At 58.8% G+C, this 23,699-nt stretch carries 20 protein-coding genes and 1 pseudogene; 9 read left to right on the plus strand and 12 right to left on the minus strand.

All coding sequences use genetic code 11. The features are described 5' to 3' along the window. The first annotated feature begins 230 nt into the window (after positions 1-230). The 4 genes from NP825_RS21445 (at position 231) to NP825_RS21460 (ending at position 6,136) form a co-directional block, all read left to right on the plus strand. Positions 231-917, plus strand: a complete 687-nt coding sequence (locus NP825_RS21445) for a relaxase domain-containing protein (protein WP_257551627.1) — start codon at positions 231-233, stop codon at positions 915-917. Then, positions 914-4,156: a MobF family relaxase gene (mobF, locus tag NP825_RS21450; RefSeq protein WP_257551628.1), complete on the plus strand. Its 3,243-nt coding sequence runs from the start codon at positions 914-916 to the stop codon at positions 4,154-4,156. The genes NP825_RS21445 and mobF overlap by 4 nt, the downstream gene beginning before the upstream one ends. 176 nt (positions 4,157-4,332) lie before the next feature. Beyond that, positions 4,333-4,911, plus strand: a complete 579-nt coding sequence (locus NP825_RS21455; protein WP_257551629.1) for a hypothetical protein — start codon at positions 4,333-4,335, stop codon at positions 4,909-4,911. 265 nt (positions 4,912-5,176) lie between these two features. After that, positions 5,177-6,136: a DUF4238 domain-containing protein gene (locus NP825_RS21460; protein WP_257551630.1), complete on the plus strand. Its 960-nt coding sequence runs from the start codon at positions 5,177-5,179 to the stop codon at positions 6,134-6,136. Here the strand turns inward: NP825_RS21460 and NP825_RS21465 are convergent. Then, the gene (locus tag NP825_RS21465) at positions 6,078-6,764 is read right to left on the minus strand and encodes a hypothetical protein (protein WP_257551631.1); all 687 of its coding nucleotides are present in this window, start codon (positions 6,762-6,764) and stop codon (positions 6,078-6,080) included. The two genes, NP825_RS21460 and NP825_RS21465, sit on opposite strands and share 59 nt — an antisense overlap. A gap of 8 nt (positions 6,765-6,772) precedes the next feature. On the opposite strand from NP825_RS21465, the gene NP825_RS21470 reads away from it, so the two are divergent. Beyond that, positions 6,773-7,027, plus strand: a complete 255-nt coding sequence (locus NP825_RS21470) for a hypothetical protein (RefSeq protein ID WP_257551632.1) — start codon at positions 6,773-6,775, stop codon at positions 7,025-7,027. Between the two features lie 22 nt (positions 7,028-7,049). On the opposite strand, the gene NP825_RS21475 is transcribed toward NP825_RS21470, so the two are convergent. Together NP825_RS21475 and NP825_RS21480 are read right to left on the minus strand one after the other, a co-directional pair. Then, positions 7,050-8,036, minus strand: coding sequence for a hypothetical protein (locus NP825_RS21475; RefSeq protein WP_257551633.1), 987 nt, complete (start codon positions 8,034-8,036; stop codon positions 7,050-7,052). Positions 8,037-8,054: 18 nt separating this feature from the next. Beyond that, complete coding sequence (locus NP825_RS21480) at positions 8,055-9,377, minus strand: hypothetical protein (RefSeq protein WP_257551634.1); 1,323 nt, start codon at positions 9,375-9,377, stop codon at positions 8,055-8,057. 118 nt (positions 9,378-9,495) lie between these two features. On the opposite strand from NP825_RS21480, the pseudogene NP825_RS21485 reads away from it, so the two are divergent. Together NP825_RS21485 and NP825_RS21490 are read left to right on the plus strand one after the other, a co-directional pair. Next, positions 9,496-9,846: pseudogene (locus tag NP825_RS21485) on the plus strand (integrase core domain-containing protein); the annotation flags it as partial. Between the two features lie 281 nt (positions 9,847-10,127). Further along, on the plus strand, positions 10,128-11,129 hold the full coding sequence (locus NP825_RS21490) for a nucleotidyltransferase domain-containing protein (protein ID WP_257551635.1): 1,002 nt from the start codon (positions 10,128-10,130) through the stop codon (positions 11,127-11,129). Positions 11,130-11,153: 24 nt separating this feature from the next. On the opposite strand, the gene NP825_RS21495 is transcribed toward NP825_RS21490, so the two are convergent. Next, positions 11,154-11,351: a hypothetical protein gene (locus NP825_RS21495; RefSeq protein WP_257551636.1), complete on the minus strand. Its 198-nt coding sequence runs from the start codon at positions 11,349-11,351 to the stop codon at positions 11,154-11,156. Positions 11,352-11,481: 130 nt separating this feature from the next. Here NP825_RS21495 and NP825_RS21500 point away from each other — a divergent pair, with 130 nt between their 5' ends. After that, on the plus strand, positions 11,482-11,985 hold the full coding sequence (locus NP825_RS21500) for a hypothetical protein (protein WP_257551637.1): 504 nt from the start codon (positions 11,482-11,484) through the stop codon (positions 11,983-11,985). A 19-nt stretch (positions 11,986-12,004) separates the two neighbouring features. On the opposite strand, the gene NP825_RS21505 is transcribed toward NP825_RS21500, so the two are convergent. The 5 genes from NP825_RS21505 to NP825_RS21525 form a co-directional block, all read right to left on the minus strand. Then, a complete protein-coding gene (locus NP825_RS21505) occupies positions 12,005-12,580 on the minus strand; it encodes a hypothetical protein (RefSeq protein ID WP_257551638.1) in 576 nt (191 codons plus the stop codon). After that, positions 12,577-14,946, minus strand: a complete 2,370-nt coding sequence (locus NP825_RS21510) for a hypothetical protein (RefSeq protein WP_257551639.1) — start codon at positions 14,944-14,946, stop codon at positions 12,577-12,579. Before NP825_RS21510 ends, NP825_RS21505 begins: the two co-directional genes overlap by 4 nt. Then, positions 14,943-16,457: a hypothetical protein gene (locus NP825_RS21515; protein ID WP_257551640.1), complete on the minus strand. Its 1,515-nt coding sequence runs from the start codon at positions 16,455-16,457 to the stop codon at positions 14,943-14,945. The genes NP825_RS21510 and NP825_RS21515 overlap by 4 nt, the downstream gene beginning before the upstream one ends. Positions 16,458-16,688: 231 nt before the next feature. Beyond that, positions 16,689-17,360, minus strand: a complete 672-nt coding sequence (locus NP825_RS21520; RefSeq protein WP_257551641.1) for a nucleotidyl transferase AbiEii/AbiGii toxin family protein — start codon at positions 17,358-17,360, stop codon at positions 16,689-16,691. A gap of 4 nt (positions 17,361-17,364) precedes the next feature. Then, the gene (locus tag NP825_RS21525) at positions 17,365-17,628 is read right to left on the minus strand and encodes a hypothetical protein (RefSeq protein WP_257551642.1); all 264 of its coding nucleotides are present in this window, start codon (positions 17,626-17,628) and stop codon (positions 17,365-17,367) included. 198 nt (positions 17,629-17,826) lie between these two features. On the opposite strand from NP825_RS21525, the gene NP825_RS21530 reads away from it, so the two are divergent. Next, a complete protein-coding gene (locus NP825_RS21530) occupies positions 17,827-18,111 on the plus strand; it encodes a hypothetical protein (RefSeq protein WP_257551643.1) in 285 nt (94 codons plus the stop codon). A 33-nt stretch (positions 18,112-18,144) separates the two neighbouring features. Here NP825_RS21530 and NP825_RS21535 read toward each other — a convergent pair whose 3' ends face one another. Genes NP825_RS21535 through NP825_RS21545 form a run of 3 tightly spaced genes read right to left on the minus strand, consistent with a single transcriptional unit; the run spans position 18,145 to position 23,699 of the window. Further along, positions 18,145-21,366: a conjugal transfer protein TraG N-terminal domain-containing protein gene (locus tag NP825_RS21535; protein ID WP_257551644.1), complete on the minus strand. Its 3,222-nt coding sequence runs from the start codon at positions 21,364-21,366 to the stop codon at positions 18,145-18,147. Between the two features lie 24 nt (positions 21,367-21,390). After that, complete coding sequence (locus NP825_RS21540; protein ID WP_257551645.1) at positions 21,391-22,839, minus strand: conjugal transfer protein TraH; 1,449 nt, start codon at positions 22,837-22,839, stop codon at positions 21,391-21,393. Beyond that, complete coding sequence (locus NP825_RS21545; RefSeq protein ID WP_257551646.1) at positions 22,839-23,699, minus strand: conjugal transfer protein TraF; 861 nt, start codon at positions 23,697-23,699, stop codon at positions 22,839-22,841. Before NP825_RS21545 ends, NP825_RS21540 begins: the two co-directional genes overlap by 1 nt.

The following is a 23,699-nucleotide window of genomic DNA, read 5'->3' on the forward strand; positions in this document are numbered from 1 at the left end:
TCCGCCCAGTCCGCGCTGCCCAGGGATGGCGAGGTGGCGCACGGCTGTTGCGGCGAGAACCGCAAAGTTACTTCTGATGCGCGCGTGCAAAAGTCGCTTCGCCCCGCACAACGATCGCCGGCGAAAAATCGGGCTTCTGCAGCCTTATGAATGTGACCGTTGTGGCAAGTGGCATCTCGGCCATCCCGTTGCGGATTGAAAAGGTCCGAAGCAATGACGAGACTTGCGTCATGATCGGGTTCTTCCACCTCGACGGTCTCGCGCAGTTGCGGCGACGTTTTGAGGAGCATGCCGATGCAGGTCGGCGAATTGAGTGGTTTGGAGCCGGCGCCCAGGCACTTCGGTTGTCCGATGGCGCGACGGGCGCCGCACTTCAAGCGGCAATCGCGCCAGCAATCGAGCTTCAGCAGCGCGCCATTTCGACCAGCGGAACCGTCGCGGCCATCTCGCTGATCTTTTCCCCACCGTTCGATTTGGCAGAAAATCTCGAGGTTAATCGACGCGACAAACTCCGCTCCGCGCATGTTTCCGCGGCACGGGTTGCGTTGCATTATATTGAGGAGTGGTCAGCCGTTCGCGACGACCATGGCGAGCTAACTCGGCCGAGCGGCATTGTCTGTGCACTCTGCATGGCGGATCGCGCGTTTGTTCTCGAAATGCTCATCTTGGGGTGGGGGATCGCAGCCGATCGACAGTGGGGACTTCTCGACGGGTGGTCTATCGTCGCCCAGATCGGCGCTGCTGAGTCCATGTATGCGAGTGAGCTCGGACGTCGCCTAGCCGGCCAAGCTGTGCGCTTGGTCTGGCTGGGGCCTTCGACCGCACGCCTCAAACCCATGCTCTGGCCTGAAAACCAGTCGCGGCCGTCGATAGAAAGCATGATGCAGGATCTCGAACTCAGGCGAGGTGCGCGATGACCGTTTCGATTGGTCGCGTCCATTCGCCCGGAAAGGCCGCGGACTATTTCGCCAACGACAATTATTACACTGCCGAGCAGTCCGAGGCCGCGTCGGTCTGGATGGGCGAGGGCTCTCGCGATCTCGGATTGTCAGGGACCGTAGAGGCATCCGTGTTCGAGAAAATTCTCGACGGCAAACTGCCTGACGGTACGCAGGTCAACAATCCAGAGACCCGCGACTATGGCCGGGACTTCACCTTTTCGATGCCGAAGTCTGCCTCGCTTCTCGCTCTTGTTTCGGGTGATAGTCGTATTCTCGCCGCGCACGTCCAGGCGGTGAAGGAAACGATGGCGTGGGCCGAAAAGAATCTTGCGGAAGCGCGCGTTCATGTCGGCGGGAACGATATTGCGGTTCGCACTGGCAACCTCGTCTACGCTCTCTTTCAACATGACACGAGCCGCGCGACGGATCCGCAAAGCCATATTCACGCGGTCATCGCCAATCTGACCCGGCTGCCCGAACGGTTTCGGAACCCCGATCGCGTCGATCCAAAGACCGGAGAGGTCACCAGCGACCATGGCTGGCGAGCCTGGCATAACGGGGCGATGTACCGGGCCAGCGCCACGCTTAGCTCGATGGCCAATGCGATCCTTCGCGAAAAGCTCGAGGGCTTGGGCTACAAGACTGAGCTAACCGGGAAACATGGCGCCTTCGAGGTTCTCGGGCCGAATGGCGAGCGCATCAACAAGGAGGCGCTCGACGGCTTCTCCAAGCGCGGAAACGACATCAAGGCGAAGGCCGAAGAACTTGGTGTTCATAGCCCGGAGGGTCGACGCGCTATCACCCAGCGCACCCGCGACGCCAAATTGGACGCCGGCGATCGAACCGAGCTCGCCGAGCGGTGGCGGGCGGAAGCACGAGACTATCGCTATAATGGCGATCAGATCTACGCGATGGCCCTCGCGAAGTCGCAGGAGCGATCGTCGCCGATCGAGCGGGGAATTCTCGCCGTCAGCTCCGCTATCCGGGAAACGCGCGATCGCCTCGTCGATTACCTGAAGCGACCCGACGATCCGCTGGTGGATTCGGGCCTTGCGAAGCTCACCCGGACGCCTGCGACGGCCCGGGCCCAATTCGCAACGGCTAGCGCCATTCGCATCCTCAATGAGCGGGAAGCCGTGTTCAGCATCGCGGATGTTGTCAAAACGGCCATCGATCTTGGCGAAAAGGGCGTGACGCCGGAGCGCGTGGAGCGGCGCATCGCCGAGCTGGTCGAAAAGGGCGAGATCGTTCCCGAGACCTCGCAGCGGTTCGACAAGGCGGTCGACATGGTGACGACCCGGGAGGCGATCGAACAGGAACGCCGAATATTGAAGGCGATGGACACCGGCGCCGGCGAAGCACGGCCACTGATGTCTGCAGACATCGCAAAGACCCGGCTGCAGGATCTTGCCGCGCCGCGCGAGCTCAACCATGAGCAACTCGCGGCCGCGATCCAGATCGTGTCGTCGCCAGATCGCATCGTGCTTGTCCAGGGGCGCGCCGGCGCCGGCAAATCAACGATGCTCCAGCCCGTCGCCAAGGCGGAGGCTATCGACGCGGCAGCACGGGTCATCGGCGCCGAGGATACGAAGGCCGTGCTGTTGACGGCCGACATGCGGGGGGATGCACAGGCTCTCGCTTTTCAGAACAAAATGGTAGCCGATCTTCGGGCTGACACCGGAATGGAGGCGCGAACCGTCGACAGCTTCATCTATTCCAACGAGAAATTCCTGACCGGCGATGCGTCTCCCCAGGCGCTCGCGGCGCGTAAGGCCGAGCTCGCCGGCACCTATCTGATCCTTGATGAAGCGTCGATGATCTCCAACGAACGGATGGACAAGCTCACCGCGATCGCAAATCTGATGGAGGTCGGCCGACTTGCGATCATAGGCGACCGCAAGCAGCTCAACCCGATCGACGCCGGCAAGAGCTTTTCGGTAATGCAGGCGCGCGCGATTCAGGACCAGCTCCCCGTGAGCGAGGTCAATATCAATATGCGGCAGAAGACCGAGGACATGCGTCTCGTTGCGGATCTTGCCGACGCCGGCAACGTGCGCGCCGCGATCGCGATATTGAGTGACCGCGTTATCGTGAGCAAGGATCGCATTACCGATGCGGCGAACGCCTGGCTCGCTTTGCCCGCCGACGATCGCGAGAAGACGACATTGCTCCCGTCGAGCCGCGACGGCCGCGCAGAGGCAAACCGGATTATCCAGGACGGATTGAAAGCCGAGGGCACGTTGAAGGGCGACGGGCGCGCTTTCAATGTCCGCGAGACGCTCCAGCTCACCCGGGAAGAGTATCGATACGCGCGAAATTGGCGCGATGCCCAGTTCCTCGAAGTCGGAGGCCGCGACAACAGCTTGGGGTTGCCGAAGGGAGATTACCGCATCGAGCGCGTTTTCGAGAACGGGCGCGTCGAGCTGCGCGACATGCGCGGCCGCAAACACCGTGTTGAGCCGATGAAGATCGACCCAAATGGCAAGCTCAACCGGCTGAAGCTGAGCAACGAGAAGCTCATCGACGTCCACGAAGGCGAGCGGATCCGCTGGACCGACAGCGACAAGCGCGACGGCCGCGGCATGGTCAACGCGACGATCGCGAGCATCGAAAAGGTCCGCGCTGACGGAATCGTGGTGAAATTGTGCGACGGGGAGATTCGGGAGCTTAAGAACGGCGACCCGATGCTGAAACGCATGGACCTCGCCTATGCGATCAATACCCATATGGCGCAGGGCATCACCAACGAGACGGTATTTTCGGTCATGGGCGCCCGCGAAACCAGCCTTTCCAATGCTCGAGCATTCCTCGTCAACCACACCCGCCAACAACTCGACGTCCGCTTGTTCACCGATGACAAGGACAAGCTCGTCCGGCAGCTCGAAAGCAACCGCGGCGACAAGACGTCCGCGCTCGAGGCTATCGGTGAACTGAACGTCGAGAAGATCCTTTCAGGCAAGGACGCGCAGCGCGATCCCGGATTAGATCGAGACGGCGGAAGCACGTCGCATTCCAGTGACCTTGAGCGAAAGCTGGATCTCGGGAGCAAGTCGGATTCCGGCACGGGTTCAAAGGGCGATCTTGCCGATCACAAACCTGCCGATTTGGCTGGCGCCAGCAGTCCCCACGATAAGGGTGGCGCCAAGGCGGACGCCAAGACGCCGGGCCAGCGCGACGAACCCCAGCTGGATCGTTCGAAAGGGCTTGAACTATGACGACCGGGCGCGCGCACCTCATCGAGACCTAATAGTTGATCTTTCCACGGTGGCCGCGTCCCGGGGACTGTCGCCAGTGACACTTTACCCTCGGGCAAAGTGTCACGAATGACAAAGCGCCGCAGCCGCGAATTAGGGGATTCACTTTTCGTTCCCCATGTGCATGATTCGTTTTGATGTTGGAAACCGCCCTTCAATCCCGATGGGACAATCGCCCGCTCGATATGCCGGGACTGCTCGAGGTGCTCGCGCACAACTCGTCGCGCCCCCGCTACGCCTTCATGGTGTTGAACCTTATCGCAAAGGCGGCTGGAGCCAATGGCAGCGCGGGCCCTCTCATCGCCAATGACGGCGAGATGCTGACGGTGCGTGACTGGCTTTGCGATGCGCTCGCCCCTATGGGCCACCGCGACCTGAGGCGGCACGCGCTCGTCGAGCGCGTTCGCGAGGAGATGGTGGGGAAGGGGGGCCTGCCTGCCAACCTTGCCGATGCGGAGCGCGCGATAGAGACCGAGGTCCGGGCGCGCGTGCGCGTCTCGGGCAAGACCAATGTCAGCCGCGCAGTCTCCGATCTCGTGCGTGCCGGTCTCCTGTTTCGGCACTATCAGGGCTATTGCATCGACCACCACAATCGCGGCGGGCAGCGGCAAGCGGTCTATACGCTAACGCCCGCAGCGCGCGGGCTTCTCCAGGCAGAGACGGGTCCGCCTGCTCCGCGGCCCCGTTTCAGGCAGGCCTCGCTACCCTTCGGCTGATTGAGGATGCTCCACCGGCATGCCGGAAGGCATCGCTGATCAGCTAGTGCCGCAGCATGGTGATGGCCACCTCGGGATTATCCGCGAGTGCATCGCGCAGCGCGAGCGTGCGATGCACTCCTCATCCTGATCTGGATAGTATAGGGCTCGGGAATCTGAAACGCGTGTCTGGAAACTGCATGATCGAGTCGCATGGTGATGCACATCACCAGACTGCGAGGTCCAATATTAAGGCCTTTCGGTCTCCTGTGTTTTGGGGTGCGCTATGACTGCCGGTCGCCCCAAGCGACATCATTATGTGCCGCAATTCTATCTGCGGCGTTTTGCTTGTGCGGATGATCCCAACAAGGTTCGCGTTGCCGAACAGCACCGCGATTATTTGGTGACCGATCGTAAGTCGATCGACCGGATCGGCTATGAAGATGCGCTTCACGATTATCGGGAGGATGGCGCCACGCGATCCATCGAGGGCGATCTCAACCGGGTGATCGAAACGCCTTTTGCAGCCAGTTCGACCTGGACGAAGGTCAGCGACGGGGCTTTGGAGACGTTGGATGATGGCGATCGGGTGCCAATCTATGGCTTTGCGCGACATCTCCAGCGGAGAAACCTCGAGACGCTGCGGTTCATTGAGGCTGAGAATGAACGCTTCAGGGCGGGTGGGCTTGCGTTGGACCTCGACGATGAAGATGCCGACATGCACGAATGGATCGCGGCGTCAGCGCAAGGCGCGCACGCACTGTTCCGCGAGGGCGCGATGGACACCTCGTTGCCGCCCGATGCTCATGCCATCAATGTGATGGTCTGCCATTCGCCAATTGCGCTGCGGACTTCGACCAACCCGACATTGCTGATCTCGTCGCCGGGACGGCAATCGGTCTTCGGCTCCTTGTTCAACGATCTGCGGACGTGGTGGTTGACGCTGGACAGATATTGGGGCGCTTTCATCATTGCCGGCGGGCCGCCGGGTTTCAGCAATCTGCCGATGCCCGCGGACGCGGCGCGGGTGATCAACCGGCAATATCTGGTCCAGCACCAGAATAGTCTGTCGGTTCGCTATATGATCGCCGACGATGAGCTTCTCGACGAGGATCTCGCCTGGGCCGACTATCGGTTCGAACGGCAGACCACGCATGGCGCCCGCTGGCTCAAGCCAAAACGACAGCCTAGAGATCATCCTTCTTCATCGACGCCAGTACTACCTCCGGCTGGTGACGGGCGGTGAGGCAGGCGAGCATCAGCATGCCGGCAAGTTTGGTTGCTTCGAAGAAGGTGTCGACGGCTTCGAAATAGGTTTCGTCGGGGCGCTGCGGGTCATGTCCGCTGATCTGGAAATAGGCTGTTCGCGTCTCATCGTCGGTTCGGGCGATCGAAACCTCGAAGTGGCGACCGGAGAGGTGGACGAAATCGGAGGTTCGTTCATAGACGGGGCTGATCCAGGCATGGTCTGAGGCCAGCTTCTCTCTCAGATAGGCGTCGGACATCTTATTTCCGTCCCGATCCTTGAGACGGTTGAATTGCTCGCCATCCAGGACGGCCTTGCAGGTTGCGTCCGGATCATCGACCAGGGAGAGGGCGTTGATCCGCATGGCTGTATCGATCTGCAAGCGTAGAATGGCGGCAGCACAGGGGAAATTTCGGGCCTCTATAAGATCGCGGAACCCGCGTGCCTGCGCCAGCGTTCGCCGCAGCGCGCCGAAAATGAAGAAGTCGGCATGGGTTAGGTCCACGGCCTTTCCCAGAATGGCTGCGCCTTTGCGGGTCAGCTCGCTTTCGAGCTGGTCGATCCGCTTCAACCGATCGACGAGGCCGGGCTGGGCCATGGATATCGTCTTTTCCTGACTATCGGTCATAGCTGCATATGCTCCTTGAAACCTTTGTCGGACATGAGCGGCATTTTGAAGGGGGCTGCGCTCTCGACTTAGGAGCCAGCCGGAGAAATTGGCGGCATTTTGCGATGCTGTTCGCGGCGCGGTCGCAGTTGATGAAGCGAATCCCGGTTAGAGTCGAGACCGCCCTGGTGTGGACGGCGGTCTGGCGATTTGTCGCTTATGACAGGATGGGCAGGATCGCGGGGCGGTCGCTCATCCGCCGCGAGCACGATATCCTAACATGATCCCCAGAATAGCTGCCCTGAGTCAGTCGTATCGAGATTGAAGTTCCATCTCTATCACGAATGCGGCTGTGCAGATCGCGCCATGCAGAAATTCCATATTTGCTCTCACCCGCTGGAATTGCACGACTGCTGAATGCGGGTCGTGATTGGCTCGGACCTTAGCGATACCCTGACTCCACGCGCCGTGTGGGATGGCGTGATAGCGTGGAGCGTACTTCTTCCACGTCGTCTTGACGAAGTTGACCGCTTCGATCCGGCGGGATGTATTGAAGTGCGTCTGTTCGAGCCCTTTCTTTTCCAACGCCATGTCGCGGGCGTGCTCGAACTGAACTTTTTTTAGGATTTGCGAAGTTGGCAATCGTGGCCAGGTATTCTCGATCAAAAAGCGGAAGGACATGACAATCGATTGTCGCTCCTGCTCCAGTTCGTCGGCGAGCGCGTTCTGGATCGTTTGTCCAGGTTCGATGTCGATCTGCGCATCCAGCGCGGCGGCAAGTTTGGCCCGGTTGATCTGTCCGAGAGAACCGTCCTGTTCGACGGAGGCGTCGTAGTAGCGACGGCCGATCTCGGTGAAGGCGAAGTTGCTCACCCATGTGTGAAACGCCATCTCAAAGCGGGTCAGATACTGGCAGGCGAAGCGGAAGTAGAGGATACAAAGCGGCCGGAGATAGGCGCCGCCACCGAAACCTTCATGATACGCGGTGTTTCGGTGCTCATGTGCGGCGAGTACGAAATCCGCCTCTAGCCTTGAAAGCTCGCTGACATGCACCAACGCGGCAAGTCGGTCTTCTAACTTCTGACTGCGCGCCCGCTGGCGCTGGCTTGCTGTGTTCAGGCCTCCCGGATGGTCACCACCGAAACTGGTATGGACCGCCAACGAATGGCGCATCATAAGTTCGATGGCGTTGTCGATGAGAATAAGGGCCAGCCTGTTGTGAAGCGGATGGTCAAGGCGTAACTCGACAGCCGCCCGGTCAAGCTGTTCGGCAAGAGGCAGGAGCTTATCCACTTTGCCTACCGACCTAGTTCAGGGTTGGAGCCACTTGTCATAAACAGATTTTGAGCTCGTCGGGATGCTGCTCGGCTGGAGTGCATGGACGATTTCCTTGAACTTTGCTTTGCATCGGGCATGGGAGTTCACCCGTCCCGCAAGCACCGTTTGCGACGAAACGACTTCGAACATCATCTGTATCTCTCGCGGCGAAAACCCCCTTATCATCTGCATATAATAGATGTCGGCTGAGTTGGCTGTTCCATAGGGATTGCCCACCGAGCAGGTGACGACGGTTTCCACGAACTCGCGACGGACTGTTTCGGGGACTTGGTGGCCTTCGGAGAGCTTGGCGACGCGCTCCGCAAAAGGCGTTTCATTGTAGAAGTTGTTGAGCCCCTGGTGGATCGTCATCAGGTTCTTGCAAGCCGTCGAAATCAGGGAATGCCGCTCTGTTTCCGACAAAAGTCCGATGATCTTGAGGTTTTCGAAGAAGGCCTGCGAAGCCTTGAAGCGTTCCTGCTCACCCTTTGCCTGATATTTTTGGTGCTGATTGATGAGCAGTGAGATGGAACTGGGTGAAAAGGATGCAGCAAAATGGTTGCAGACGGTTATTGCCGTTACCCGAGAATGTTCCTCCTTGGACGGATCGCAATAGATGCCGTGAAGCATGCCAAAAATTGCATCTCGTTGCGCGTCGAAGGTCTGCGTAATGCGCTGACACCAAATCTGCATTTGCTCCGTAGAGAAGCTGGCTGCGTTGAGCGCGGTCATGAATTCTTTGATGTCGACGCCCGCAGTGTTTTGCTCGTCGCTGAGAGCATGGCGACTGCATCGGTTCAGGAAGCTGATGAATTCATATTCGTCAATGTTCCCGATGACGGGGTGAGCGGCGGAAAAATTGTTCCTAATGTCCCGGCACTGATCGAGCATGAAGTAGCCGGTTTCGGAAATGAGATTCAGCTTGAGGCAAAGAGTCAGCAGTTCCGCATCTTGCATATCGAGCAACTTCTTCTCGTCGAAGTCTTTGTCGATGATCTGCGGGATGATATGGATTCCGAAGCGTCGAACCTTTTCACGGAGTTCGACGACCGCTGCGTTCCAAGCGTAATTTATGGCGGAATCGAATAGGCCGGTGGCGACCGCCACGCACATCCGCATTACGCCTTCCGTCCTTAAATGGGGCGGAATATTGCTCAGTAACTGGGGCAGATTCTGCCAAGCGTTCTGAATCTGAATGTCCGACGCTAACACCGATCGATCTATGCCCAATGCATCGGTTAGGGCAGTCAACATCGGCGCTGAAAAAGTGGAGACCGTGGGAAGCTGTACGGGACTCAAGACAAGCTGGTTTGCCACTTAAGGTGTCTCCGATCTCTAATTCGGTGTAAAACGCGTTCTCCTAACACCGCTCCCCTAGAAGCGACAATCATTGCCGCGCACCCTTATGTCGAAACTTGCTCGCGACAGCACTCCTCTGGTCATCGAACATGGCCCACCCGAGCATATCAGGTCTGACAACGGCCCCGAGATCGTCGCCCATGCGGTGCGCGAATGGCTCGGTCGGCTCGGCGTCCCCACCCTCTATATCGAGAGCTTTAATGCCCGCCTGCGGGATGAACTGCTCAATGGTGAAATCTTCTACAGTCTGGAGGAGCTCCGGTGCGTCACCGGCTGGTGGCGCGATCATTACCATCGCCTCCGACCGCACAGCAGCCTCGGATATCGACCACCGGTTCCGGAAACGATCAAGATGCGAGCCTGGCCGCTCGGCTCCGCTGCGCTCCGCGTCCCGCTCAGGCTGGCATCGGAAGCGATCTTCAACTAACTATGCAAACGGACCAGTCATCGCGGGCGGTCCATTTTCACTGGGCGCGGGAATGATGTCGTCGAGATATTCGGCAGTGGAGCCTATGTCGAAGGCGGGGACGGGTACGACTATTTCGTGTTCGCCGACGCGTCGTTGATCGCTGACCCGTGGATTACGAACTGGGTCGAGACACGACGCTACGCGCAGCCGGAACACATCGATATTTAACATAATCTTTGTTATCGCATATTGATTTATCCCACATTTGACGACTTTAAGAAATTGTGGGATAAATTCTCATGGACACCCTTCGCACCTTCAGCGATGAGCAATCCCGGCTTCTCGTCAACCTCCGGCAACGATATGAAGCTTGGGTCGAAAACGAGCGCGCCCGGGCTGCGCTGCCTTATGATTTGCGCCGCAAGACCGTCGGCGAATATGAATATCTCTATCAGATCCATGATCGTAGCGGAAACGGCAAGTCGCTCGGTCGCATGGACGCTGCGCGGGAAACCGAGTTCCAAGCTTATCGCGAACAAAAGGCCGAACTGAAAGAGCGCGGTGCATTACTGAGCTCCAGTCTTGCCGAAAGCGCCGCTCTGTACCGGGCTCTGCGTCTTCCCCTGCTTTCCAGCGATGCCGGTCCCATTCTTAGGGAATGCGACCGTCGCGATCTCCTTGGCTCGCACCTGCTCGTCGTCGGGACCAACGCGATCGCGGCCTATATGATTGAGGCCAATGGCTTCATGCTCCTGCCCGACGAAACCGAAGATTTCGATCTCGCATGGGTTGCCGCCGCGCAAGAAGATTCCGAACAAACTGTCTGGCAGATGCTGAAGACCGTCGATCCAACATTCACGATCAATAGCGAGCGTGATTTCCAAGCGCGGAATGCCCGTGCATATGAGGTCGAGTTGCTCGTAGCTCCGTCTCGTGCCGGAACACTGAGCGACCGCGATCAACCGCGGCCGATACCTTTGGCAGAGCAGGAGTGGCTGCTGCTTGGTCGACCTGTCGACCAAGTCGTCGGCTGCCGCGATGGGTCCCCTGCCCGGATCGTGGCGCCGGACCCTCGATGGTTTGCGCTCCACAAACTCTGGATGTCAGAGCAGGCCAAGCGCAATCCTCTTAAGCGTCCGAAGGACCGTAAGCAGGGGCTGGCGCTGCTCGACGCCGTCGCCGAGGCCATGCCACACTATCCGCTCGATGAGGCATTCGAAGCGGCGATTCCGCCCGATTTGCAGGTGATTTTCGAGAATTGGCAGAAAAATACCACATCTGGACGCAAGTCCAAATGGTGATGTGAGAGAGCCTTTCGGAAGAGATTATGCGGCTTTGTTTACCTCGTCGATCAGCGCCTGAACCTTCCCAATCGGTGTTTCGTCAATTGGCCGGATCGTCTCGCCGCAACCTTGGCATTCGACCGTTCGCCGCAAGCGCAACGTCCTGTAAGTGAGGTTCAGCGCGAAACCGCATACCGGGCAGTTCGTCTGCGCCCTGATGTCGTCCAGTTCGTTCGCCATAGGCCATAATACCACACTGACGGTGCCCCGGCTACGCGGTGATGTCCTCACGCGGTGTTTCTGCCCGTCTATAATCGAATTACATCTTTAGCGACAGAAGCTGTTCACCAATTGCTGCTAGTGTGCGCCCATGGTTGAACTTGCCGATCACGACAGAGCCTTTTGGGACGATGGCGAATGGGTCAGCTGGGACGAGATAAATCAGCAGATCGAATACAAGGAATGGCGGGCGAAATATCCGAATGCCGACATCTCGCTCGTTCCGATCTTCGAAAGCCTTCTCTCGACAGCGTGTAGCTACAACGCCCACACCGGGCAGCATCTGCAGGTTTACGGCGACATCGGCGAATTATATGGCGCGATCACCCATGGCATCCGGTTGAACCGGAATTATGCGCAAGGGTCCGACGGACGGCTCGACAACGACCTGATCGAAATCAAAACGATCACGCCGTTCAAGCGGACGGACACCGTTGAAATTAATATGGCGCGGAACTTCAGCAAGGTTCTAATCGTCCGCATCAATGATGAGTTCGATATCAGCGGGAAGCTGATCGACCGGAAATCGCTGCCCAAGGCTAAAGGGAAAATCCGTGTAAGCTGGAGTGAGGTTTCAGGTCATTCGATCATCTAGGTTTTCCGCTTTCCCGGGCCTAGTCGAACACCATCTTCCGGGTGACCGACGTCGTTCCCAAGGTTGCGTACGAACCGCCTTCCAAGAGCTTGGCTAAGCCGACGCAATTGAACCATTTGGCGTTGATGCCATTGTCCGCAAGATATTTGGTCACATAGGCCTTGGACCAACCCTGACTGGTCGATGCCAGCCGGTTGCCGCGACCCACGATTGTCTCTTCTGGATTGCCGATCCCTATCGAAGAGCAACGGTAGGTGTCCGGGACAATCAGCTTTTCGCCCTCGAACCGGATCCCGCTGATGTTGCCATCGTTCGGCAGGGTCCTCACTTCCCCGGCAGAGATATCGATTGTTCGAGACATTTGCGCCGCATGAACGCATTCGTAGCCATCCTTAATCGACCAGCAGCGGGTCAGCGCGTCCGAAAAGCCTTCGACGCCCGATTGCGCTACAAAGCTCCCGTCTGCCACCTTCTCCCAAGTCACCGTCTTTTCAGCCGATCGCGGCATATCGACCGGGCGTGATAGGAAAATCCAAGCGCCATAACCGGCGGCGATGGTCGCGACGGTGGCCACCCCGATCCAAAGCTTGCTCATTCGCCCGCCGCCCTCTCCGCACCAACCGCCGCGTCTTCCGCCGCGATGATATTATCCGCGTTCGCCCGCAACCCCAGTCTGATTCCGATCGAGCGATCCAAGCCAGCGCGGATGTCCGCGGCGATGGCGCCAGTCAGCTCGGCGCTCGTCAGGCCTAGCAGTTTGATCATCAGCACTCGAAGCTTGGAGACATATGGCAGGAAGTCACGATTTGCACGATTGTTGGGCATCAGCGCCTCGATGGTATCTAGCGCCCAAAGCGAGGTTACCCAGCATTCCATAAAGTCGACAGGCATTTCGACATATTCTCGCGCCATCATGAGCCTGGAGATAGCCGGCGATCGACTGCCGAAAAATGCGACGAGCGCCCGTACGACCAGCCGGGGCCATGATTGGGGTGCGCTCGAGCAGTCGAGCCCCTTCGGGAGGTCGTTACAGCGAGCCTTGTAAAGCAGGAGCAGGATCCAATAGCGAAGACGGAGGACCTCGGCTGATCCGATGGCACCCTCTCCATCTTCGATTTCCTCCGCATAGGCCCAGATATAATATTCGAACTCTTTGGCATCTACTGTCCGAAGCTCGACAGGCTCCCGATCAGCCGAAGTCGACGGGGCGGGTTCGACGTCGGCATCCGGCATGTCATCCATGTCATCCGCTTCGTCGCCCATATCGAGCCAGCCGTCATCGTCGCGATCGGTGCTGGGCTCGCCGCGCCCGGTCAACAGATTTAGAAAACCCCGAATGCTGTCGGTGTAGGTGCCGGCCAGGCTATTGGCTCCATTCCCGCCCCCCCGCGTAGCGCCCGGGCGCGCTTCGGTGAATTCCTCATAGCTGAGATTTGTTGGATCGGCTCCGGCTCCGACTTCTTTCGGATCTCGCGGACGAGCGCTTGCGATCACGGCACCCTCTTTGTTCTCCGAAAAATCGGCGCGGACCAGAGTTTCGAATGCTTCGTGCATCCAAAGCTCAAAATCAGTTCCATCGGTGAAGTGGGAGAGCGCCCGAGCGACGCGGCCGCTGGCTGCTTCCCGGCGACTTTCCCTGAGCGCCTGCCGGTGCGAAACGTGGGCCGTTGTCGAGATATATTCGCCGCGGACAATGCGTGCAAAGTAAAGCTTCTGCTGAAGTTCCGAGGCGATTGACACAACTCGTCGAGCGCCAACGCTCGCAAACGACGTCGCCGGAACGTCTGCCACCACCCTGCCGGTGCGGTCGAGAAGCTGGACGGCTCCATCCCCTGCGTCGCCGATGGGCGGCTGCCAGAATAGCGAGCCTTGATCCAGTTCGAAGGAGCCAGGACGCCGAGCCGCCAAGGCCACCAGCGGGATTTCGGGCCGAGCTTCGCGGTCCGCTAAATCGGAGAGCTCAAGCCGATCAGCGTCAATCCAGCGATCTAGCGCTAACGCTTCGACTGCGGCCCCCGCTGGCAATCGGCGATAGATGCATGCCTCTGCGTTGCTGCCGACGCTGGTCAGTGCCGCCGTCGTACAATTCGCGCTCCCCAATAGGACATGATCATGATGCTTCGTCATCGCGACGAAGATTTTCGCATGAGTGAAGCGCGATGACGGGTAATCAAGATCTACGAGCCGCACCCTTTTTGCGAAGGCTGCTTCGATGGGGAATTCGTGTTGTTCGCTGTCGATCGGAAGAATGATCTCTTTAGGCGAGAGTTCGGCCGCCAATTCAGACAGGGCGCTGAGGTTGTTATCCCAGTAGGGACTGACAATGATCAGCCTCCGCACCTTCTCGTCGCCGATCCATTCCACGAACCGGTCGGCAATCCCGTGATCTGATGATGAAGGAAGGAAGCCAATTGCAGAACCGTCCCCCAGTTCTTTAAGCGGTGCCCCGACCGGCCCTTCCAGCCAAGGCGCACGTTCCCGGGCCCAGCGTAGCGCATCTCGCGCTGGGCACGCCTCATCAGGCACCAGCGAGTGCAAATACTGCCAGATAGCGCGGAGCAGTTCTCGTTCGGGCCCCTCTTCACTGCCAGACTCGATCTCAATGGCGATCTCCACATTCCCGCCGAGCCCGGCAGCAGTAGCATTGGCCGAACTGACAAATGCCCTTCCCGTCTCGCGACCGAGTTGCAGAATGATCTTGGGGTGGAAGATGCCGTCGCTCGCTGGCGGACTATGAAGCGCGTAATCTCGGCCTAGTGCGATGGGTAACCTCGAGCCGTCGGAAAGGGCCATTGCCACCATGCGATCGTCGGCGATCATGAGAAGATTGGTGGCGCCGCTTGCCATGATCTGCGGCAGCAGTATTTCTTCGACCGCGGCGAATTCAACCGCGAACGTGGTCGCGATGGCGCTGTGAAAGGGCTTGCGGGGTCGCCGACCCAGCCGATCAGGCAGTTTCATGCGGCCGCCTCCAGCAGGGAACGCGCGCGCGCGGTCGGGCCATCTTCGTTCAGGAGGTGAATGTCTTCGAGAAACTGGATCGCCGGCACCAGACGAGGAGTCGTCGCGACTGGCTGATAGCCCTTGAGGTAGATCAATCGACCATCCCGTGCCTCGAACAGGAAGGTATAGTCTCGTTGCCTGCGGAGCTTTTGCATCGCGACCCAGCTATGACGTCGAACCACACGCTCGACTACATAGTCGGCGATCTTCTCGATGACGGTCTGATCTTCCTTCAAGGCCAGCCAATTCAGCTCGGTGCGGAGCGAATGCGCCATACCGCGCGCAGGAAAGCCCTGATCGACGCGGCCCGCTAGGTCGGGACGCTCCAACGTTCGTTGATGGAGCGCTGCCATCAACTGAATGGCGGCTATGGCCTTCTCGTCAGGCGCGCCGCGCGAATTTGTCAGCTGGTTCCAGGTCGCTCGGAAGTCATATTTCGCGCTGTCGATCTTGGATCGGAATTCGCCCCAAGATCTAGCGAAACCCGTCTCGGCTTGCGACACGAGATCGTCGACGACCTGCGCACGAATCTCAGGAATCGATAGGCCGCCATCGGAGGTATTGAGCAGCGAGATAGCCCAAGCCAACAGCGATGCGGCCGCCACCTGCATCAGGTCCTGGCAGTTGTAGACCTCCCAGTTCAGTCGCTGAGCTTCGAGTTCTAAGGGCAGAAAGTCCGCGGGCGGATTGAAGAGGTGCCATCGGACGTCTTCCGGTCCGGGGCTCTCTGCGATGGCACGAGCCGTTTCGAGGACGAGGCGCAGAGATGCACTTCGGCTGCGCGCGTTCTCTGAGGCAGTGTCTGCGTCTGCGAATAGGAGCATTTCGTAAAATTCGCACTCGGCGCTGCCCTCTTCGATTTCGGATGGAGCAATTCCGCTGAGGCGCTCGAGATCGGGAACGCTTACGCTGGCATCCGCGATCTTCTTCTTGAGCAGCTTCGCAACGTCCGGGCCGATTGCGTTGGCGAACAAGATCGCGGCTCGTTTGCCGAGCTCGCGCGTGGCGACCTGAATGCCATGCTTGTTGTAGGTGAAGAGCCCCAGTTCTTCCATTTGGGAAAAGTATGCGCCACCGAAGACGCCGAGCGCTTGGCGCAGATATAGTTTCTGCGATCGATCGGTAGTGGCGGCTGCAGCGAAATCGATGACCTTCTTGCCGGCGGCAAGCCTTCCGTTCGCCCATTCGGTTCCCCCGACGCCAGTCTCATTGGCATAGGCAGCGACAAGGGCATAGAGCGCCTCAGCTCTGCGGAGCCAAGTTCGCCACGCCTCGAAATCGTCGGAAGCTCCGCTGCGTGCATAAGTTTCGCTGACCCAGCAATAGTAGCAGTAGTAGCGCATGCGAAGGGTAACATTGCTGATTCCCGGCAAAAGCGCTTGGTACAGGAGGACACCGCTATTTTGAATGCCAAGGGGGTCTAGGCCGCGCTTCTCCGCCTTCTCCGTCCACTGAGGTAACAGATCCAAAATTTCCCCCCAATCGGGGATTCCGGAATTTCGTCCCCTTTATCATGTAAGACGTTCCGCGCCCCTTTTTTTGCGGAAGTGCCGCTGAGATTGTGTTGGCCGATGCAACTCTTCCCCGCGAGCGTTTCTCAGCTTATCGAATTTTGACGGCGGTGCTATTGCGATCTGCGCCGTTTCGGAACGGTGTAGAGATTGACGTCGCCAGCGAAAGTCAGCGTTATAGGGGTGCGGTTAGTTGGTGATCGCGAGTTCAATGAGGTTGCGGCTGATTTCTCTTGAGCGGGCGACGAGGCCGCGTGTTTGGTCACGAAGCATAAGTTGGCCGATAATGCCTTCGACATAGGCCGGATTGGTTTTATCGATAACTTCCAGCGCGTTTTTGCATTTGTCGAGCGGGCATTGCTTGAGGGCAGACACCACATATTCCGACCCGAAATGCTCGGAAACAGCGGCTAGATCGAACATATCACGAGGTTGGAAGCTCCAGCCGCGATAGAATACCTTCTTGGCGATGATTTCCGCTGGCGTCTCCAAAGCTACTGCATGCCCTCGTACATCGGTCGCTGTGGTCGGGTCTGGAAGGATATTATCGCAGCAAATGAAGTCGATTTCGCCCAAATTCTCATATGCGAGCTTCAGGACGTCCGCGCCGGCTTGGTAGCTATCGGGAGCTTGGTCGAGCTTGATACCCTGCGTCTCGGGATTCAAGAACGGTAGATATTGCGGATCGTCCAGAAACAGATCGATATCGTGGCTCTCGCGATGATCGATCTGCAACATCAGGGCAGTCCCGCCGCCGAAGCTCCATTGGGGCGAAAAACCATTTTTTTCGTCGAAATGCTTCAGGATGCCGATGGCGAGATCGAAGAGGACCGGCCATTCGCTTGGCCGCTTCTCGGGCACGGCGTCAGGCCGCCAGCGGCAATGCGTAACCCGAAAGCTGCGAGACCTGCTCTGCGACTTGGCTAGCCAGTTGCTCATTCACATTCATGGCCCACATGAACTGCTTCTGGACCTGAAGCGGAACTTCCGAGAAAAATGCGAAAACCGGCGCATTGAAGTCAATCGCGCTCTGGGAATCGATGATCATAGCGGCAAGCTGATGTGCGGAAACAGCCGCCCCGTAAGGGGCGTTCACCGTCGTAAGCACTTGAGTTACAGCGTTTGCCATCATCCGACTCTTAACGCGATCCTGATTGGATCGTTGCTCTCATATAGCGTCGCGCGGTTATCAAAACAAGAATGCCAGCTTTGACGGGCAAATCCTGCTCAGAATTCGCAGCGTTCGACGCTTACCCGTTACCGCAAAACACACAGCAACTTGCCGTTCAGGGGTGTTTCCTGTATGTTCGCGAAGAAGGATAGCGCCATGGACGATCAGTATCACGGCTTTCACGATGACTCGGAGCATCTTCGAAACGAGGATCTGATGAGTCAGCTAATTGATCCCACGCACCCGCTGTACCTGTCGCCGGCATCGGCCGCGCCGACGCATTTCGCGTCGACCGTGGATGCTGATTTTGATCCAGCCTCGCAGACGGCTGCCGGTCAGGGTGCGGGCGAACTGGGACCTTGGGGCAAGCGTTTCGTCTATTCGTGGTTCGCGCTTGGCGCAGCCTACTTCGGCCTCATCTTTATCTTTGGAGCACATTGAACACAGCCGGCGACATGTCTCCGGCTGTGTTGATTAGCGCTTCCGTCCTCGACCTCGCTGCGGCTTCGGATCGTGTTCAATGTGAAGATGGTTGTTCGCCGGCTTGTCCTTGAACGTCTCGAAATTGACGTCGTAGTCGGGGCCCAGTCGCTCCCGGACATCTCGAGCCCACTGGCGCCCCTGGCCAACACTAATGTCGTTCCCGCGCAAATCGACGCCTTTCCCTTCCGGGTGAAGACTGCCACGAGAATGCTGGCTGTCGCGCGCAGAAGTCACCACGCGCTGTGGCAGCCCAAGCGCGTGGGCTGAAGCTGCCGCGGCGGTCAATGCCGGCGCCATACTCGAGTCCATCGAACTCAAATTGGTCCCCGACTTAATTCCGAGACCCGCGGCCGAGGCAACACCTCCGAGGTTGACCCGTTCTCCACCGAGCGGCGCTTCTGCCGCGCTGTCGAGGCCGAGCGCACGAAGCGCAGACGCCACGCCAGGCATTGTACGGATAACCCAGCTGTCATTGCGAGCTTCTGCGGTCGCACCGAGGCTATCAGCTTGCCGGCGATCTCCGAGCAGAGTTGCGCGCATGCCCTGTCCATATTCTTCAAGCCGAGCAACACTCCCGTCCAGTCGGCCAGAGACGTCGTTCTCGAGCCCGACGTCTCTCGCGGAACCGGAAACATCGACTGCAGGACCGCGCGAGGAGATGTCGGCCATGCCGGCAGCACCGATCGCACGGATGTCGTCGGCTGTGGAGAACGACGGGCCAGCGATTGTCGCCCCCGGCGCATCGGGGACGACGCCGAGATCGCGGTGCATTTGGTCAACGCGATCATCCATGAACTGCTTCAGCAAGGCATCCTGCGTCATCGCTTGAGTTGTCGTCATGTTGACAAGTCCAGGATGGTAGCTCTGGTCGAGATGGCGGTTTTGCGGATCCATCATCGCCGTTTGCGCATAGCGCACGAAGTCCTGGCTCAGATTCTTGTTGAGCGAATAGCCGTCGCGCTCGAACTGCGAGAATTCGTTCGACCAACGCTGGTATTGATCTTCGGCGCGCGAAGCTTCCTCGCTGAGACTTTGCGAATGGCGAAGATCCTGTGACACTTCTTGACCGAGTCCACGAACCTGGCTGTCGGTTGACGACGTAGTAGCCCGATAGAAGCTCTCGCGTGCTTGGCGAGCGGCTTCCGAATTGGATTCCCTCTCAAGCCACTGCAAGGCATCCGTATTGGAATTCTGCGTCGACACGCCCTGTTCGGTATTTCGCGTGTCAGTAGATTTTCCATTCAGCCCGGCGCGTAAGCTGCCCTGAGCGGAGAGAGGTCCTCTGCCCTTAAGGGTGCCGCTTCCGTCGACCCCATAACTGCCCGTCAGCGCAGTGTCGCGTGCAAGTTTGTCGGCCTCGGTCTTGGTCATACCGAACTGAGTTTGCAAGGTATTCGACCATTGCGCCGACAAGTCCTGAACCTGCGCAATTGACGACTGGAGCGCGCGGCCTTCTTCAGTGGTTGCACTTGCTGACGTCTGCGCGGTGTCAAAGAGGCGCGCCGATTCTGTTCGGGTCGTAGCCCAGCTATCGTTTGCCGCGACCCGCTTCTGTTCCACCACGCTCGAACCTTGGCTAAGTCCCTTCTGCAGCTGCGAGCCATAATCCTTGCTCGCCGAAATCGCGAAGCCGAGGTTCGAAATACCCTGACTAGTATCATAGGCGAAAGTGCCGTCCTCGTTATACCGGGTGAACGCGCCGTCGCCGGAGCGCTGCTGGATGGATCCGGCGCCGGTTTGGAAGCTCGGCGCGGTCGAATATTGATCGCGGCTGAGCGTATTGATTTGACGGTTCATCAGAGACGCGTTGCCATAGGAATAATTGCCCGTCGTGGCTTCGGCCGCAGCCTGTTCGGCCGCATTCTGGCTGGGCGAGAGAAAACTCGCCGAATGCGATGCGATCGCCATCGCACCCTTCGCCATGCCGGCAGCAATGAAGGGCACGGACATGATCATGTAGCCGGCGAGTGCGCCGACATCCTGATTGACGGCCGAGATGCCCGAGAAGTTGGCAGCGGTCATGCCGCCGCTCGCGCCCCACGACGCCAAGGAATCCTGCCAGCGCGACATGAAGATCATGTTCAGAATGACGAACAACGGCCCCCACGCGGCGAGGTAGAAGAAGCCGGTGATATAGCCTTTCGCAACCGTCATTCCGTTTGTCGGCAGCAGCATGAGCAGGAAAAGGATCGGGAACAGCGAATAGAACACGACAGTCAACACGATGTTCAGCAAGGGAACCCACTTCATCGCGCCCGACGCGATCGTAGAATAGGTGTTCCGCGTCTGAATGTCCGCGCGGGTCTGAGCGAACGCATCGATCGCCCCCTGCGCCGAACCGTTCGCAAAGCTGTCTCGAGCTTCCGTCAAGGCGTTGATGAACATCGCCTGCCGAATGAGCTGACCGCTGCTTGAGCCCATACCCGCAGCGTTCATGCCGCTCATATCGTTGTTCAGCCGAGTTGAGGCCTGCGCGACAGGTATGCCCGGGAAGAACTGCGACGCAATTTTGGGTGCCGCGACCGCGTAATAGCCGTTCCAGCCATTGCGAATGAAATTATAGGCCGTTTCGCAAGTGACGATTCCGGAGGTCCCGTCGGGATAGATATATTGCTGCGACAGCGCGACCGACCCCGGCCCCATGGCGGTAAGCAGGTCCGGAGACTTCAGAATGTCGTCATAGGTCTTGCGGCCGAGCAGGATGTCATAAAAGACGCACTGCTTGAAATGCTCGTTGAGGTTGGTCGCGTAGACCGGATCGTCGATACGAAGGCCCTGGGTGGCGTCGAGCAGTTTCGCGCCATAGATCATGCCACCAGTCGAATAGTTGAGGACCTGGGGCATCGCGAATACGGTTTCGGCCGCGCGCGTCAGATAATCGCCGATTTGGCTGGTGAAGCCGGCGATCAGGCCGAGTCCGATCGGAACATTATCGACGACCGCGGCCGTCACACCCGGGTTGGTGCGGTCGGTGACCTTGACCGAAATCGTCGGCACCAAGATGACCATATACATCAAGGTCGCCTGCATGAACCATTTTAGCAGTGCGCGCGGATCCATGTTCCACGCCGTGACGAGGAGCGCCCAGGTGAAGGCCATGACCATCACCACGCGAATGAGGCCCCGGTAGCCACCGGAGCCAGCCCACGACGCGACCGCGTTGAAGACGTTGACGAGATACTCCCCGCCCCCAACCGTGAAGACCTCGATCATCGCACGCGCTCCTTCAGCCCAAAATCAGGGCCGCAAACCTTGCGCCGACAAGGCGCGTGAGAAGTTGAGCGATGCCGCCATCCCGGGAGCCATGCGCGTTTGCAGCGTACTTTCGATCATCATCGCGCGATCGACGATTTCGAACGTGCGGGTAACGCGCTGGTTCACCGTGCTTTCACGTTCGAACAACCGCTGCCGCACACGCGCGAGTTGCTCATTGAACTGCCTCAGGTTCTCCGAGTCTGCCTGATTGCTGTTGTTCGATTGGCCGGCGGCAACCTGGTCGAGCATTCGCTGGACGATCGAATTGAGAAGATCGATCGCCGTGACTTCCGCAAGCGAATTGAGTTCGCCCGGTGAAAGATTGAAGCCGGATGCGGCTTGCACGGCGACAACCTTGTACAGCGGGATGCTGGCGATACCGAGAAGGTTCTTCTCTTCCGTCGTCAGCGCCGCGTTGGTGCGAACCTTATCACTCATCGACTGGATGAGAGCTGCAACGCGCGGGCGGAGCGCTGTTCCTCCCAGCGCGGGGATAGTGCGCTTGCTCGGGCCCAGGCACTTGTCCGTTTCGTCGCAGCCGAGCACATCGATCGCCTTGTCGCCATCGAGGAGCGCATCCAGGATCGCGGGATCGCCCTCGCCGCGATAAATGATCGGCAGCGGATCATTGTCGGAAGGCCGCTTGCCGACGACGATCGTCCCGGTCAGCGTCATCACCAACTCGCGCATCTGACGATCGGCACTCTCCAGCGGAGATTGCTTGATCATGTCCCAGGCATAATTCTTGGGTCCGGGGGTCATTGCTGCCAGCGAAGGATCGGTGTTGGAATTGATCGTCGACGATCTTTCACCGCCGTTGCCGCATCCACGACGCGACTTCGCCCAGTCAGAGAACCGACCGGCTGACGTGCCGATCGATTGACAGATACGATCTTCGGCCGCGTCGACCTTCGGCCAGACGGCGCCGACAGCCGCGGCGGCCGCCTCGCAGCTCTGCATGTTGAACTGGTTCACCTTGTTGGCGATGTCCTGGAGCTGGTCCATGACGCCCCCGATTTGCGGGCTGATGCTGTCGATCGCGAGCTTGAAAGCGAAACCGATCGCGTTGTTAGCGATCGCCTTCAGGTTCGCGACGAACTCGGACATATTGATGAACGAAAAAGAGCCCGAGAAAATATCGATACCGCCGCAGCCGGCGCGAACCTTCGGGAGCTGGATGTTCGCAGGGTAAACGCTCTTTTGCGGGAATCGTGCCCAGACCGAGCCCAGCGAATAATAGCCGGCTGACTGGCCCTGATAGGCCGTGGCACCGGTGGCGTTCGCCGAAGCGCCCATATCGTTGAAAAAGTCGCTCATTTCGTCGCCGACGCCAGCCTGTGCCGGCGCTGCCGCCACCGACAGGGCAATGACGCCTATACTGATGCGCGAGACTGCCACGCGGATCCGCGCGATGAATGTGATTGCGGTCATCAGAAGTCGCTCCCAACTTTGGTGCTCGTGAGCGTGAAAATGCGTTCGGTGATTTCGTCGGCCGACAATATGCCCGTGCCGATCGGGATGGGGCGCCGATTCACAGTGTCGTAGAGCACGAGTGCCGGCGTTGCCTTCGAGGTCAGACCCATCTTGGCGTGTTGACCGACGTCGACGACATAATTGGGGAACACGCCGTTCGGACCGCCGTCCATCGACACCGCGACGACATTGAAGCCGCTGCTTGTCGCAAGCGATTTCAGGATCGGAGCGAAGATGTCACACGCGCCGCAGCTCTGCGCGTAGAAATAGAAAATCCCGTAACGGCGCGAGAGGTTGCGAAGCGCTGCTTCCTGCTCGGCTTTGCGATTATCGATCCATGCGCGCTTCGCGAGCGTCGATACCGGGCGCTGCAGCGTGTAGTCCAATTCGGGATTCTGCCACATCGTGCGCTGCCAAACGTCGGAGAATGTCGACGCCCGATCGAGCTGTTCGCGCTGGAAACGAATATAGGCGGTAACATTCTGCTCCGAGGGCTCGAGGATCGCTCGTGCCTTCAGCTCGTCTAGCTGCTTGCTGATCGCCGCCAGTCGTTCGCTGGCAGCCGCGGAAGCAACTGCCGGCGCCGGTTTAATACTCGGCCGCGGTTTCGGCTTGTCACAATAGAACCAGGTCCCGAGTTTCCGTGCGCCACAGTAGAAATCTTGATTGGGAACCTCGTCTGTCGCACCCGTCGTTGGCTCTTCGGCCGAGGTCTGCGACGCACCTGAATCGGAGCTGAGTTTTCCATGGACGGGTGCACCGGCAACGATATGAGATGCTCCGGCCAGCGCAATCACGCAGCGGATCGCCGTGTTCAT

The organism is Sphingopyxis sp. DBS4, assembly GCF_024628865.1.
In the GTDB taxonomy this organism is placed as follows: domain Bacteria; phylum Pseudomonadota; class Alphaproteobacteria; order Sphingomonadales; family Sphingomonadaceae; genus Sphingopyxis.

Coding starts and splice junctions, on each gene's coding strand:
- NP825_RS21495 (WP_257551636.1), bottom strand. CDS start 11,351: ATGGCGAACGAACTGGACGACATCAGGGCGCAGACGAACTGCCCGGTA.
- NP825_RS21545 (WP_257551646.1), bottom strand. CDS start 23,699: ATGAACACGGCGATCCGCTGCGTGATTGCGCTGGCCGGAGCATCTCAT.
- NP825_RS21445 (WP_257551627.1), top strand. CDS start 231: ATGATCGGGTTCTTCCACCTCGACGGTCTCGCGCAGTTGCGGCGACGT.
- NP825_RS21465 (WP_257551631.1), bottom strand. CDS start 6,764: ATGACCGATAGTCAGGAAAAGACGATATCCATGGCCCAGCCCGGCCTC.
- NP825_RS21530 (WP_257551643.1), top strand. CDS start 17,827: ATGGACGATCAGTATCACGGCTTTCACGATGACTCGGAGCATCTTCGA.
- mobF (WP_257551628.1), top strand. CDS start 914: ATGACCGTTTCGATTGGTCGCGTCCATTCGCCCGGAAAGGCCGCGGAC.
- NP825_RS21470 (WP_257551632.1), top strand. CDS start 6,773: ATGCTCCTTGAAACCTTTGTCGGACATGAGCGGCATTTTGAAGGGGGC.
- NP825_RS21540 (WP_257551645.1), bottom strand. CDS start 22,839: ATGACCGCAATCACATTCATCGCGCGGATCCGCGTGGCAGTCTCGCGC.
- NP825_RS21490 (WP_257551635.1), top strand. CDS start 10,128: ATGGACACCCTTCGCACCTTCAGCGATGAGCAATCCCGGCTTCTCGTC.
- NP825_RS21510 (WP_257551639.1), bottom strand. CDS start 14,946: ATGAAACTGCCTGATCGGCTGGGTCGGCGACCCCGCAAGCCCTTTCAC.
- NP825_RS21460 (WP_257551630.1), top strand. CDS start 5,177: ATGACTGCCGGTCGCCCCAAGCGACATCATTATGTGCCGCAATTCTAT.
- NP825_RS21505 (WP_257551638.1), bottom strand. CDS start 12,580: ATGAGCAAGCTTTGGATCGGGGTGGCCACCGTCGCGACCATCGCCGCC.
- NP825_RS21535 (WP_257551644.1), bottom strand. CDS start 21,366: ATGATCGAGGTCTTCACGGTTGGGGGCGGGGAGTATCTCGTCAACGTC.
- NP825_RS21500 (WP_257551637.1), top strand. CDS start 11,482: ATGGTTGAACTTGCCGATCACGACAGAGCCTTTTGGGACGATGGCGAA.
- NP825_RS21455 (WP_257551629.1), top strand. CDS start 4,333: ATGTTGGAAACCGCCCTTCAATCCCGATGGGACAATCGCCCGCTCGAT.
- NP825_RS21525 (WP_257551642.1), bottom strand. CDS start 17,628: ATGGCAAACGCTGTAACTCAAGTGCTTACGACGGTGAACGCCCCTTAC.